General features: G+C 64.3%; 11 protein-coding genes and 2 pseudogenes. 9 read left to right on the top strand and 4 right to left on the bottom strand.

The features are described from left to right. The first annotated feature begins 1 nt into the window (after position 1). The 3 genes from AC1DDA_RS03830 (at position 2) to AC1DDA_RS03820 (ending at position 3,293) form a co-directional block, all read left to right on the top strand. The gene (locus AC1DDA_RS03830; RefSeq protein WP_476794701.1) at positions 2-823 is read left to right on the top strand and encodes a carbohydrate ABC transporter permease; all 822 of its coding nucleotides are present in this window, start codon (positions 2-4) and stop codon (positions 821-823) included. A 75-nt stretch (positions 824-898) separates the two neighbouring features. Beyond that, positions 899-2,056: a mandelate racemase/muconate lactonizing enzyme family protein gene (locus tag AC1DDA_RS03825; protein WP_476794700.1), complete on the top strand. Its 1,158-nt coding sequence runs from the start codon at positions 899-901 to the stop codon at positions 2,054-2,056. A 106-nt stretch (positions 2,057-2,162) separates the two neighbouring features. Next, positions 2,163-3,293, top strand: a complete 1,131-nt coding sequence (locus tag AC1DDA_RS03820) for an iron-containing alcohol dehydrogenase (RefSeq protein ID WP_476794699.1) — start codon at positions 2,163-2,165, stop codon at positions 3,291-3,293. Between the two features lie 48 nt (positions 3,294-3,341). Here AC1DDA_RS03820 and AC1DDA_RS03815 read toward each other — a convergent pair. From AC1DDA_RS03815 to AC1DDA_RS03805, 3 genes and pseudogenes are all read right to left on the bottom strand, one after another. Further along, positions 3,342-3,666, bottom strand: a pseudogene (locus AC1DDA_RS03815) (aldolase/citrate lyase family protein); the annotation flags it as partial. Positions 3,667-3,675: 9 nt separating this feature from the next. Then, on the bottom strand, positions 3,676-4,458 hold the full coding sequence (gene hpaH, locus AC1DDA_RS03810; RefSeq protein ID WP_441509709.1) for a 2-oxo-hept-4-ene-1,7-dioate hydratase: 783 nt from the start codon (positions 4,456-4,458) through the stop codon (positions 3,676-3,678). Positions 4,459-4,492: 34 nt separating this feature from the next. Next, a complete protein-coding gene (locus AC1DDA_RS03805; RefSeq protein WP_476794698.1) occupies positions 4,493-5,386 on the bottom strand; it encodes a dioxygenase family protein in 894 nt (297 codons plus the stop codon). 252 nt (positions 5,387-5,638) lie between these two features. Between AC1DDA_RS03805 and AC1DDA_RS03800 the strand changes: the two genes are divergently transcribed. The 4 genes and pseudogenes from AC1DDA_RS03800 to AC1DDA_RS03785 form a co-directional block, all read left to right on the top strand. Next, a complete protein-coding gene (locus AC1DDA_RS03800; RefSeq protein ID WP_476794697.1) occupies positions 5,639-6,373 on the top strand; it encodes a GntR family transcriptional regulator in 735 nt (244 codons plus the stop codon). Further along, entirely contained in the window at positions 6,370-7,200 is an 831-nt protein-coding gene (locus AC1DDA_RS03795) for a sugar phosphate isomerase/epimerase family protein (protein ID WP_476794696.1), read from the top strand. The genes AC1DDA_RS03800 and AC1DDA_RS03795 overlap by 4 nt, the downstream gene beginning before the upstream one ends. A 218-nt stretch (positions 7,201-7,418) precedes the next feature. Continuing rightward, positions 7,419-8,699, top strand: a complete 1,281-nt coding sequence (locus tag AC1DDA_RS03790; RefSeq protein ID WP_476794695.1) for an MFS transporter — start codon at positions 7,419-7,421, stop codon at positions 8,697-8,699. A gap of 155 nt (positions 8,700-8,854) precedes the next feature. Next, positions 8,855-8,986: pseudogene (locus tag AC1DDA_RS03785) on the top strand (IS3 family transposase); the annotation flags it as partial. 91 nt (positions 8,987-9,077) lie between these two features. Here the strand turns inward: AC1DDA_RS03785 and AC1DDA_RS03780 are convergent. Continuing rightward, positions 9,078-9,971 carry a DMT family transporter gene (locus AC1DDA_RS03780; RefSeq protein ID WP_476794694.1) on the bottom strand — a complete coding sequence of 298 codons (894 nt, stop codon included), beginning with the start codon at positions 9,969-9,971 and terminating at the stop codon, positions 9,078-9,080. Between the two features lie 253 nt (positions 9,972-10,224). Between AC1DDA_RS03780 and AC1DDA_RS03775 the strand changes: the two genes are divergently transcribed. Together AC1DDA_RS03775 and AC1DDA_RS03770 are read left to right on the top strand one after the other, a co-directional pair. Beyond that, positions 10,225-11,805 (top strand): ABC transporter substrate-binding protein, encoded by a 1,581-nt coding sequence (locus AC1DDA_RS03775; protein ID WP_441511508.1) that lies wholly within the window; start codon positions 10,225-10,227, stop codon positions 11,803-11,805. Next, positions 11,802-13,310 carry a M81 family metallopeptidase gene (locus AC1DDA_RS03770; protein WP_476794693.1) on the top strand — a complete coding sequence of 503 codons (1,509 nt, stop codon included), beginning with the start codon at positions 11,802-11,804 and terminating at the stop codon, positions 13,308-13,310. The genes AC1DDA_RS03775 and AC1DDA_RS03770 overlap by 4 nt, the downstream gene beginning before the upstream one ends. Positions 13,311-13,367 lie beyond the last annotated feature (57 nt).

Genomic DNA, 13,367 nt, shown 5'->3' with positions numbered 1-13,367 from the left:
GATGAAGGCGCGCAGTGCCTGGGTCTACCTGCCTGTCCTGATCCTCGTGGCGATCACGGTCGTGCCGTTCTTCTGGATGATCGTCTCGTCGTTCAAAAGCCTGGCCGAGCTCTACCATATCCCGATCACATGGCTGCCGAAGCAGACGACGTTTGCGAACTACCAGAAGGTGCTCTTCGACTCGAACGTGCCGCGGTATTTCTGGAACAGCACGGTCGTCTCGCTGGGTTCCACCATCATCGCGCTGATCTTCGCGACCCCGGCAGCCTATGGCTTCTCGCGCTTCGAGTTCAGGGGGCGCTCGCTCTGGCAAATGCTCATCCTGATGTCGCATCTGCTCCCGTCGGCCGCCCTGATCGTGCCGCTCTACATATTCCTGGGCTACCTCAACCTGCTGAATTCGCTGATCGGGCTGATCCTGGTCTATCTGGTTCTCACCCTGCCGCTCGCGATCTGGATGCTGACGGGTTACTTCAAGAACATCCCGGTCGAACTGGAGGAAGCAGCGATCATCGACGGCGCCTCGCGCTTTACGATCCTTTTGCGGATCATGCTGCCGCTGTCGCTGCCAGGTATCGTCGTGATCTTTCTCTATTCCTTCGTCGCGACGTGGAACGAGTTCATCTTCGCCCTGTCCTTCGCCAACGATACGTCGGTGAAGACCTTGCCGATCGGGCTCGCCGAGTTTTCGACCGAATACGACACCGACTGGGGGGCGATCATGGCCGCGTCCGTGATCATGAGCCTGCCGATCGCGGCAATCTTCCTCGGCCTGCAGAAGGTCTTCGTCGGCGGCCTGATGTCGGGCGCGACGAAGGGCTGACCGGCGGCACCCCTACGGTTTCAATCCCTTGCACATAGCGGGCAGCGCCGATCGCCGCCCACCGGAGCCAGCGTCATGAAGATCTCGTCGATCACGCCCTGGATCGTCAAAGCCGAAGGCACCTTTTTCGGTGAATTCCTGTTCGTCGAGGTGCAGACCGACGAAGGAGTCACCGGCTGGGGCGAGGTCACGACCTCAACGCGGCTCGCCAACCGCACGGTCGCGTCATCCCTGTGCCACCTGAACGAGCTGCTGGTCGGCGCCGATCCACTCAACATCGAGAGCATCTGGAACCGGACCTATCGGAACTTCACCTATATGGGCAGTCGTGGCGCCGCCGCGCTCTGCCTCAGCGGGGTGGACATCGCGCTATGGGACATCAAGGGCAAGGTTCTGGGCCAGCCTATCTACGAACTTCTCGGCGGCAAGGTCCGCGAGGAGGTGCTGCTTTATACCCACCCCGACCAGAACAAGTTCACGACCAGGGAGGGGGTCGTCGAGGAGATCATGGGCATCGTCAACTCCGGTCATACGGCTCTGAAATTCGATCCCTTCCCCCATCTGAACGGGCTTCAGATCCGCCGCAACGGCTATCTCGACGGTGAAATGTCCCGCAAGGGCGAGCGCGTTGCCGCCGAGTTGACCGCGCTGATCCGCGAGACGGCAGGCCCGGATATCGAAATCCTGATCGATGCGCATGGGCGCTTCAACGTGCCGACCGCGATCCGCCTGTGCAACTGCCTGCAGGATGCCGGCCAGATCGACTGGTTCGAGGAGCCGGTGCCGCCCGAGAGCTATCACGCCCTGCGGCAGGTGCGCGACAAGGTCAGCGTGCCGATCTCGGTCGGCGAGCGGCTGCACACGCGTTGGGAATTCGTGCCGATCCTGGAAAACCGGCTGGCCGACTACATCATGCCGGACGTCACCTGGACGGGTGGGATCAGCGAGATGAAGAAGATCTCGACCATGGCCGAGGCCTACTACATTCCGGTCTCCCCGCATGACGCCAGCGGACCGATCAATGTTATCGCAGGCGCGCAAGTCATGATCACGGTTCCGAATTTCTATCGCATCGAGACCTCAATGCATGACCTCTCCTGCTACAACCGCTTCATCGACACGCCCCTCGACAACAAGGGCGGCAGCCTCAGGCTGACGGGCAAGCCCGGCCTCGGCATCGAGATGGACATGGATTTCCTGCGCGGCAACGTCATCGACGGCTTCGGCCGCTAGCCTGCGTCGCGAAAGCGCAGCGGGCGCCAGCCTCGCACTCCCCGATCACCTTGCCTCCAAGCAACGCGCCGGCATCGCATCCGGTGATGACCACGAAGGACCCGACATGTCGCTGATCACCTATCTGACCACCGTCCGGTTTGAGGCGGGCGCCCTGTCGGGCCTCGGCAACGATCTGAACGAGCTGGGCATGAAGGCGCCGCTCATCGTCGCCGATCGGGGCATCGAACGGGCCGGCCTGCTTGACCGCCTTCGCGACGCGCTCCCCGATGGCAGCGGCATGGCTACATTTCTCGACACGCCGCCTAATCCGACGGAAAGCGCGGTTCTCGCCGCGCTGGCCGTGTTTCGTTCGCAAGGGTGCGACGGTCTGATCGCCATCGGCGGCGGATCCGCGATCGACCTGGCCAAGGGTGTCGCGCTGCTCGCCAACCATCCCGAACCCCTGGCGCAATATGCGGCGATCCTCGGCGGCATACCCAAGATCACGGCCGCGGTCGCGCCGTTGATCGCGATCCCGACGACCGCCGGCACAGGAAGCGAGGTCGGGCGCGCCGCCCTGATCAGCCTGGACGACGGTCGCAAGCTTGGCTTCATCTCGCCTCATCTAATCCCCAAGCGGGCGATCTGCGACCCCGACCTCACGCTCGGGCTGCCCGCGTCGCTCACGGCTGCGACCGGCATGGATGCGATCACGCATTGCATCGAGACCTATCTGAGCCCCCGTTACAATCCGCCCGCCGAGGCGATTGCACTGGACGGCCTGGTCCGCGCGATCGGCTCGATCGAGCGGGCGGTCGCAGACGGCAGCGACCGCGAGGCGCGGCGCGAGATGATGATGGCGGCGCTGGAGGGCGGTCTCACCTTCCAGAAGGGCCTCGGCGCCGTCCACGCGCTCTCCCATCCGCTCGGCGGCCTGAAGCAGGTTTCGCTCCACCATGGCACGCTGAACGCAGTGCTTCTGCCCCACTGCCTCACATTCAATGAGTCGCATTGCGCACAGAAATATGCGGTCATCCGGCAACGGCTCGGACTAGCAGCCGGGCACGATCTGGCTGCGCATTTCCAAGCTCTGAACACAAGGCTCGCGATGCCGTCCACTCTGTCCGAAATGGGCGTCCCACCCGACTGTCTATCCCGCATCGCAGAAGCTGCTACGGCCGATCATTCATCCGCCACCAATCCGAGGCCCGCAGATCGGGATGCCTACCTGGCAATCCTGAAATCGGCTTTTTGAGAGTTTCACCGCAGCAACCGAATGGCCGGGAGCAGCCATACCTCGGCCCACCGCCGCGACGGCGGCGCGCGCTTCGTCGGCGTTCTGGACATAGGGGATGAGCAGGGTCTGTGCGCCCAGGTCTAGGAACCGCTTGATGAGCACGGTGTCGTTGCTGGCCGGCCGGACAATGGCCGACACGTCATAGGGCGCAACGGCCTGGAGTTGGGCGAGGACCGTCAGCGGGTCGCCCGGCGAGTGTTCGGTGTCGAACAGCAGCCAGTCATAGCCCGAGCCCGCCATGGCTTCCGCGGCATAGCTGCCGGGCAGGCTGCACCAGAGGCCGAACTGATGGCGGCCTTTCCGCAGGGAAATGGTTTTCGGGCAGTTGCATCACGCGGTCTCAGATGAAGGAGACGCCGATGGCGCCCAGCGGCCCGTAGTCCGCATGGATGACGTCGCCTTTCTTGATATCGACGGGGCGCGTGAAGGAGCCGCCGAGGACGATCTGCCCCTTCTTCAATCCAGCCCCCACATCGTGCAGCTTGTTGACGAGCCACGCGATGCCGGCCGCCGGATGGCCCATGATCGCGGCCGAGACGCCCGATTCCTCGATGATGCCGTTTTGCGAGAGCGTCGCCCCGATCCAGCGCACGTCCACGCAGAACGGGCGGATCGTGCGGCCGCCGAGGACGATGGCACCGAACGCCGCATTGTCGGCGATGGTGTCGACGATCGCCCGGGGAACCTCAGTGCGATAGTCGATGATCTCCAGGGCCGGAACGACGAATTCGGTCGCGCGCATCACGTCGTGGACGCGGCAGGCCGGGCCGGAAAGATCCTCACCCATGATGAAGGCGAGCTCGACCTCGAGGCGCGGCTTGATGAAGGCGTCCGTCTTGAGCCGGGCGCCGTCGTTGTAGAGAGCGTCGTCGAGGATGCGACCGTAATCAGGTTCGGTGATCTTCGACGCCATCTGCATGGCGCGCGAGGTCAGGCCGATCTTGTGGCCGGCGAGCCGTGCGCCATTGGCGATCCGGGCCTCGGCCCAGAGATCCTGGACGCGGTAGGCGTCGGCGATCTCCATGTCGGGAAATGTCTTCGAAAGCTGGATGCAGGGCACGCGGTCGCGCTCGGCTTTCAGGATGGCTTCTGCGGCCTTGCGGCGATCGTCTTCCGTGAGCATTGGGGTGCATTCTCCCTGTCAGGAAACGGCAGCGCTACTTGATGGGCGCGCGCGGCAAAACGGGCTCGCCCGGCTCCATCACATAGGTGTATTCGAGCGCGTACCAGGGAGACGCGACGTCCGGCCGCGACGGATGCGGCTCGTCATGGCGGACGAAGTCTCCTATCAGGGCCCTGGTCACGCCGAACTGGACATCAGTTTCGATGTGCGGATCGGTGCGGTCGTAGACCTGCGAGATCAGCACCTTGAAGCCCGGCTTGAAGATCAGCGCATGCAGGTGGGCGGGACGCATCGGGTGGCGATTCTGCGCCTCGAGGAGACGACCGACCACGCCGTCGGTCGGGATCGGATACCCCACCATCATGACCGAGCTGAACCAGAAGCGGCCATCGGCATCGGTCGTGAACTTGCCGCGCAGGTTCATCTCGGCCTGTTCGGGATCCTGATTCTCGTAGAGCCCGACCGGGGAGGAATGCCAGACGTCGACCTCTGCCCCTTCGATCGGCCGGCCGCCTCCGTCGATGACACGCGCACTGACGAAGAGCGACGCTCCGGGCGTGTCGGAGCGGACTATCGAGCCGCCGTTTTCGACCCGAGGTGAATTCAGCCGCCAGAAGGGGCCCAGCAGGGACTGGGAGGTTTCGGTGTTGCCGCCGTCGCCGTTGTTCAGCAGGCAGACCAGCGAGGACACGCCGAGCGAGCCGGCCATCAGCACGAACTCATTGTGGGTGTCGGAGGCGAGCGCGCCGATCTCGTTGAGGATCGCCGTCGCGTCACGGAATTCGGCTTCCGTGAGCCGGACGTCGCGCACGAAGCCATGCAGATGCGTCACGAGCGAAACCATGATGTCCCGCATGCGCGGGTCCCGCGTCCGCTTCATGACGTCCAGTACGGCTGGCGTGACGTCCTCCTGGCGCTCGATGAGCATGCGCGAACCTCCCTCAAAGATGTGCGGGGCGAGGAGCTTATGTTAAATAATCGATTATCTGTCAACTTGAAGCCGATTCTATGCCCGATTTAGCGCCGACATACTCGCAGAAAGGGCATATTTCGAGGGTTTCCCTTCAGGAGTAGAGGCCTGTTTGACACTCGATAATCGTTTATTTATAGGGTCTGGACGTTCCTCGCAGCTCCGAAAGGTCTGGTGTTGAAACCCGCCAGCGCGCCGACGATGTCTGGAATGGCGCCTGCCGAGTCGGCGGCGGCCGGTGGCGTTTCTGCCGCGCTGTGGCGGACTGCCCTTATCGACGACGGCAAGAACACGATTGCCAGCCAACTGGTTGAGCGGTTGCGGGAAGCGATCGTCTCGGGGCAGCTCGAGGCCGGGGCCAAGATCAACCTCTATCGGGCGCGCGAGATCTTTTCTGTCTCGTTGAGCCCTCTGCGCGAGGCTCTGGCCCGGCTCATCCCGGATGGCCTCGTCATTTTCGAGGACAATCGCGGCTATCGCGTCGCTCCCGTTTCATTGGCCGACCTGCGCGAGATCACGCGGTTGCGCGCGGAGTTCGAGGCGCTCGCCTTGCGCCAGGCGATCGCGAATGCGCCTGCGGAGTGGGAGGGCGAGGTGATGCGGACCTTGCACCGCCTCAACAGAGCCGAACGGAACCCCGCGGATTCGGCCACGCTGGAGCGGTGGGAAGCGCTGCACCGCGAATTCCATCTGTCCCTGCTGGCGGGGTGCGGCATGCCGCTGCTGCTGGGCTTCTGCCGAACGCTTCTCAACTTGAACGATCGTTATCGGCGCAGCTTTCTCGTGCGCACGTCCGGCGACCGGAATGTCAGCATGGAGCACAGTGAGATTGCGCAGGGGGCGGTGGCCCGGGATGCTGATTTTGCCTGCGAACGCCTGCGCGAACACATCCATCGGACCGGCAGCAATCTCGCCGATCATCTCGCTGACAGGGTCGCGCCATGACGCAGTTCATGCCGCCGCTCGGTATCGCACACTTCTCCTGCATCGACGTGCCGCCGGTCGAGTTGGTGCATCTTGCTGCCGAGGTCGGATACGCCGCCGTCGGGTTGCGCCTTCACCCTGCATTTCGAGGAGCGCCCTTCTACACGGTTCCAGCAGGAAGCTCGGAGATGCGGGCGGTGAAAGCTGCGCTGCAGGCCAGCAGTGTCCGTGTTTACGACATCGAATTCGTCGTCATAGACGACGAGTTCTCCGTCCGCGAACTTCTGCCAGTGCTCGAGAGCGCGGGGGAACTCGGCGTACGCCGTCTGAGCGTCTGCGGGGATGATCCGGACGAGGAGAGGTTCCGCGCCAACCTAGCCATGCTTGCCGAGCAGGCTGCCGGATACGGCATGGGGGTCGATCTGGAGATCATGCCCTGGCGCCGCATCGGGTCGCTGAAGGCCGCTGTCCGGGCCGTCGAGGCCACCGGCATGGCAAATGTCGGCGTGCTGATCGACGCCTTGCATCTGTCGCGCTCCGGCAGCTCGCCGGCAGCTTTGCGGGATGTTCCGCAACCCTTGATCCAGAGTGTCCAGCTCTGTGACGCGCCGGCGAGGCGTCCGACTGACAATGACGGGCTCGTTGCCGAAGCTCGCGGCGGCCGGCTCCTGCCGGGGGAGGGGGCGCTGCCACTGCGGGAGCTGCTGGCCGCCATTCCGCCAAGGGCGTCGCTTTCGGTCGAGGTTCCGAATCGGGGCCTACCGGCCCTGACCCATGCGCGGGCTGTTTTTGAAGCGGCAAAAGCGCTGCTCCAACCCCAGAGCGGGGAGAATCCGGCGACCCGATAGAGCGGGCCTTCGATGAGCCTCCTCTCGAGAAGTCGACGATCGTAGGAGCCAGAGCCCAGCGCTCCTGCCGCCAAAGATGGGCCAAGAGCAGAAGTTGGGACCCCACCGGGAAGCGGACCTCCTATTTGTGCGGCGCGGTCTTCTTACCCATGCAAAACCTGCAGGCCAGACCTCCCCCGGCGTGATCTCGACCGCACCGGCAGAATTGCACATGAGCTGTGCAAGCCGACATCGCGCAGCGCGGCCGAGGGTTGCGTCCGACCTCAACAATACGGCGGGCTGAGGGGAGACGTAGCTTGCGATTGCCGCTATGGGGCAGCGCGCTGAGCGCCACGCTGCTCGTACAGATCATCAGTTCGTTTGCTGCAGCCGCGGTTCCTTTGCTCGGCCCGGTTCTGACGCAGCGCTGGGACCTGCCGCCGGAAAGCATCGGCTATATCTCCGCGACCACGTCGATCGGCATCTGCTGGTGCCTTGCCTGCGGAGGTCCGATGCTCGACCATCACGGACCGATCCGTACTCTGCAACTCGGTTTGGCCGCCATCTGCCTGGCGATGATCCTCCTGTCGCAGCCGGTCGCCCCTCTCGGCTTCGTCGGCGCTCTCCTGCTCGGGCTTGGTCTGGCACCGAACAATCCCGCCGGCAGCACGATGTTGATGCGTACGGCACCACCTCGGCACCGCAACTTGATCTTCTCGATCCGGCAAGCCGGCGTGCCTCTCGGCGGCGCTATAGCCGGTGTGTGCGTGGCTCCAGCAGTGGTCAGGCTTGGCTTCGCCTATACGGTAGGACTTATTGCAGCCATCGTCCTGCTGAGTCTGCTGGCCGTGCAACCGTTCCAGAAGCGCCTCGACGTCGAAAGGGGGAAGGCGAATCCGCGATGGGTGCGGACGTTCCTGTTGCCTTCGGCCCTGCACAATGCGGTCAAGGTCATCGGTTCCCATCCATCCCTGCCGCTGCTCACCGGCATCGGAATCTCGTTCTCGCTCGCCCAGGCCAGCGTCACCGCCTTTACCGCGACTTATCTGGTCACGCAGCTCGGCAAGGATCTCGGCCAGGCGGGTTTCCTTATCGCAATGATGCTCACCGCCAGTACGGTCTCGAGGATCGGCCTCGGTTGGCTCGCGGATCGATGGCGTCGTGGCCCGCTCCTGCTCTGCCTGCTTCTGCTCACTACGAGTGCCGCGATCACGTTGCTAATTTGGTCGGCGAACGCATCCTCCTGGGCTCTCTATGGCTCAATCGCCTTCGTTGGCGCGACGTCTTTGGGGTGGAACGGAGTCTACATGGCGGAGCTGGCACGACTGTCGCCGCCTGCACTCGTCGGCGACATTACATCCGCTGCGAATCTGTTCGGCTTTGCCGGGTCCTTCTGCGGTCCCCTGATCTTCGCGCTCATCGCCAGCCGGACGGCGAGCTTCGACTGGCCCTACATCCTCGTCGCGGCGCAATTGGCCGCTTGCGGCATCTTCTCCTTGTGGCGGCGCGGCTGGCGCTGAGCCTAGGGCGGTTTGCTCCCGTCCTTCTTCTGGTAAAGCCGTACGAGGGGGAGCGTGCGCCAGTTCCAGACATTGGGCGATCGCCGCGAAGCGGACGCTCAGGATCAGTTTCGCCGGTCAGATGACGGCCCATCTCGGACCCACGCGGCGGGCCCTACCGAACACGCGACGATGCTCGTGCCGACGTGTTCGATTGCATTGAGCGGTTCCACAATGCCGTTCGCAGGCACTCGACCATCGGCTACATCAGCCCGGTCGAGTTCGAACAGAAGGTGGGGTTCGCCTAACGCCCTGTCCACGAAACCGGCCGCAGGCCACTACGAACATCCCGCTCTCCTCAGGCTCGAATTTCGCCGCAGCCCTCTCAAAATGGCCGCGCTAGGCTTTACCGCGCCGGAGCTCGGAGAGTGTGTACCAGATCACCGCCGCGAAGATCACTGCTCCACCAACGATCGTCGCGAAGGGCGGCGGCTCCGCGAAGAGGAGCCAGACCCAGACCGGCGTCATGACGACTTCGGTGGTGCCGATCAAGGCCGATTCCGCCGGCGGCAGGTGCCGCGCGCCGATGATGAAGAGCACCAGCGCGATCGAGAAATTGGTCGCTCCGAAGGCTGCCAGCACCACGAGGTTATGGGCATCGAGCGAGTTCCAGGAGCCGAACGGCGCGAAGAGCAGGAAGGTCAGCACCGCGCTGATGAAGATCGGCGGCATCGCCGGAAGGTCCGGGTCCAGCCTGGGGATGACGATGACGAAGGCGAATGTCACCGTCATCAGCAGGGCGAGCAGGTCGCCAATGATGCGCCCCGCGCCCAGCGAAGCCGAGATGATGATTCCGACGCCGATGAGGCAGGCGAGCCCCGCGACCATCGTCCGCAGGACGATGCGCTCCTTGAGGAGCAGCCAGCCGAGCACGGCGGCGATGAAGGGCGCGGTCGCGTAGATCACCGCGACATTGGCCACGCTGGTCATGTAGTAGGCGCCGATGAAGGCGGCCTGGCTGATCGTCTGGAACGCGATCAGCGCCAGTCCGGTCGGCCCGAACGCCTTCTTCCAGGCCCGGCGCGTGCCTGCGCCGCCGAACATGGCCATGGGAACGATCAGGAAAAGCGCGGCGAACAGCGCTCGCCAGGCGATGGCGGTCCAGGAATCCGTCGTCAACAGGCGCGCATAGATGCCGCTGGCGCTCCAGGCCACGGTCGCGGCGAAGACGAGCAGGACGCCACGGGAATGGGCTGTTGGGGAAGAGGTTTCGCTGGTCAAAGGCGCACGCATGGCAGGATCGGGCAGCACCGCTCGCACATCGGGCTCCGTCGCGGAATATCATTCCGCGAATAGCGAGATGCTGGCAGGAACATGCCGGCCCTCTCGCGTGGGTGGATTCGCGTCGCTGAAGGGGCGCTCCTGCGCTTGGGCCAGGGCAACTCCGCTTGCGCCGGTCAATTCCCGCATCCTAGGATCGACTGACTGGATTTGCGGCGGCGCGTCCTGCGCAGCTTTTCCACCCCCTTGGGCGAGGGTTCACGGCATGAAGCGTCGGACGTTTCTGGGTGTCGCTGCAGGTGCCGCGGTTTCCACTGTGGCCAAACCGGCCCTTGCGCAGCGGGCAAAGGTGCTGAAATTCATCCCGGAATCGGATGTCGCGATCGTCGACCCGGTCTGGACGACTGCGACCGTAACGCGCAATCACGGCTATCTGGTCTTCGACACGCTCTACGGCCAGAACGCCAATTACGGTTTCGAACCGCAGATGCTCGCCGGCCATACGGTCGAGGATGACGGCAAGACCTGGCGGCTGACGCTGCGCGAAGGCCTGCGCTTCCATGATGGCGAGCCGGTCCGGGCGCAGGACGTGGTGCCCAGCATCCGTCGTTTCTCCGCCCGCGACGCTTTCGGCCGCGCCCTGATGGACGCGACGGACGAGCTCTCGGTCGAATCCGATCGCGTCGTGAAGTTCCGGCTGAAGCGCCCGTTCCCGCTGCTGCCGGCCGCGCTCGGCAAGACCGGCACCTCCATGCCCTGCATCATGCCGGAGCGCTTTGCGGTCACCGACCCGAACAGGCAGGTCACTGAGATGATCGGCAGCGGTCCGTTCCGCTTCAAGGCCGATGAGCGCATCCCGGGCGCACTGACCGTCTATGAGCGCTTCGACGGCTATGTTCCGCGCGCGGATGGCTCGGCCACCTTCACGGCGGGCCCGAAACACGTTCATTTCGACCGGATCGAGTGGCGCATCATTCCCGATCCGCAGACGGCGGCGAATGCGCTCGCCAATGGCGAGGTCGACTGGTGGCAGAACCCCACGCCCGACCTGCAAGGCACTCTCAACGGTCGATCTGGCCTCAAGCTGGAGGGCCTCGACCCGGCCGGCGGCATCGGCTGCCTGCGCTTTAACGCGCTGCATCCGCCCTTCGACAATCCGGCGATCCGGCGGGCGCTGCTCGGCGCCATCGACCAGAGCGAGTGCATGACGGCGGTCGCCGGTGATGAGCGCTCGCTCTGGAAGGATCATGTCGGCGTCTTCAGCCCGGATACGCCGATGGCGACGACGGCTGGGACCGAGGTCCTCGTCGGCAAGCGCGATTTCGCCGCCGTCAAGCGCGCTTTGGCCGATGCCGGCTACAAGGGCGAGCGCGTCGTGCTGCTCGACCCGACCGACTATCCCTCGACCCATGCGCTCGCGGCGGTAGCTGCCGATGCCCTGCAGAAATCCGGGGTGAATGTCGAGCTGGTCTCGACCGACTGGGGTACGGTCGTGCAGCGCCGGGCGAGCCGCCAGCCGATCGACAAGGGCGGCTGGAGCATCTTCTTCACCTATCTGAACGGTACCAATAATTTCGATCCGGCGAGCCAACTCGGCATCCGCGGCAATGGCGACCAGGCTTGGTTCGGCTGGCCGAAATCTCCGCGCCTCGAAGAGCTCCGGCTCGACTGGTTCGCCGCCAAGGATCTCGCGACGCAAAAGGCGATCTGCGCCGAGATCCAGAAGCAGTTCTTCATCGACGTGCCCTATATCCCGCTCGGCGCCTATTACGAGAAGACCGCCTATCGCGGGATTACCGGCATGCGCATCGGTTTCGCTCAATTCTACGACGTCAGGCCGCTGTGACTCAGTCCAAGCTTCGGATCGCCGTTCTTCAGTTCGCGCATGAGACGGTGACATTCCTTCCCAACGACACGACACGGGAGGATTTCATCTATCCAGGCTCACCGGCATCGGGCGAAGCGCTGCTCGCTACCGACCCGAAGGGTTATATGGGCGGCTTCGTGCAGGTGGCCCGTGAGTTCGCCGATGTCGAGCTCTTCGGCATCACCTCGCCACTCTGGCCACGCACCGGAACCGGCTCGGGCTGGGTCACCGAGGATGCCTATGAGCATTTCATGGGCATCATGATCGCGGAGCTGAAGGCGCAGCCGAAGCTCGACGGCGTCTATCTTGCGCTGCACGGGGCGCTCGCCGTGCGTGGCGTGCCGCGGCCGGAAGCGGACATCGCCCGGCGCGTTCGCGAGGTCGTGGGCAAGAAGGCCTTCATCACCGCGACCTTCGATCCGCACGGCAACGAGGACGAGAACTTCCTCGCCCATGCCGACATGGCATTCTGCGTGAAGTATTTCCCGCATTACGACATGCATCTGCAGGGCGAGCGCGCGGCGCGCATGCTGGTCCGCGCGATCCGCGGCAGCTTCAAGCCGGTGCATCGCACTCTGCGCATCCCGATCATCGCCCCGACCGTGGTGATGTGGACCGGCGCCTCGCCCTGGTCCGACCTCATCCAGCGCGCGCTGATCTGGGAGGCGCGCGAGCCCGACGTCTTCGTCAACGTGTTCTTCGGCTTTCCCTGGTCGGACGTGCCCGATGCCGGCATGTCGCTGCAGGTGTTGACCAATGACGACCCGGACCTCGCCGAGCGCGTCATCCGCGACATGGCGGAATGGACCTGGCGCCGTCGTCAGGCGCTGCTGGACACCGTCAGGATCTACAAGACGAAGGAGGCGGTCGCGCTGGCCCGCGAGGCGGTTGCCGAGGGCAAGGGGCCCGTCCTTCTCGCCGACTACAGCGACCGCTCGGGCTATGCGACCTGGCTCCTCCAGGAGATCGTGGCGCACAAGCTCGAACGCACGCTGATCGCGACGATTGCCTCGCCGGAGGCGATCCGCTCCATCATCGCGTCCGGCGCGAAGCCCGGCGATGCCTTCGACGCGGAAATCGGCGGCCTCTTCGATGAATCGGCGGGAGCGCCGATCCGTATTTCCGGCAGGCTGCGATCCGTGGGGCCGGCAACGACCGCGCGCGGCACTGGCAAGGACTGGGTCTGCGTCGAATTCGGCCGGGGCAACGTGCTGGTGCTCAGCCCCTACCTCGCCCAGATCATCGAGCCTTCGGAGCTCTGGCAGCTCGGCCTCGCGCCTGATGATTTCGACGTGATCGCGATCAAGTCGCGCGTCCATTTCCGCCGCGGCTTCGACGATAGCGGCTTCACGCCGACCATCCTTCTGGTCGAGCCGCCCGAGCCCTTCATGGGCACCGTTCATCTCGATGCTCTGTCCTACGAGAATCTCACGCTGAAGGACTATTATCCCTATGGCAGCCCGAGCTTCTCACTGGAAGGCTGAGGAGTAAGGTGGTCGAGAGGGCGCCAATTCCGGACATTTAGTAACTTCCCGGAAGCG

This window comes from Allobosea sp. 10N428 (genome assembly GCF_056394545.1).
Note: the sequence above shows the minus strand (reverse complement) of the source record. Positions and strands in the feature narration are given on the sequence as shown.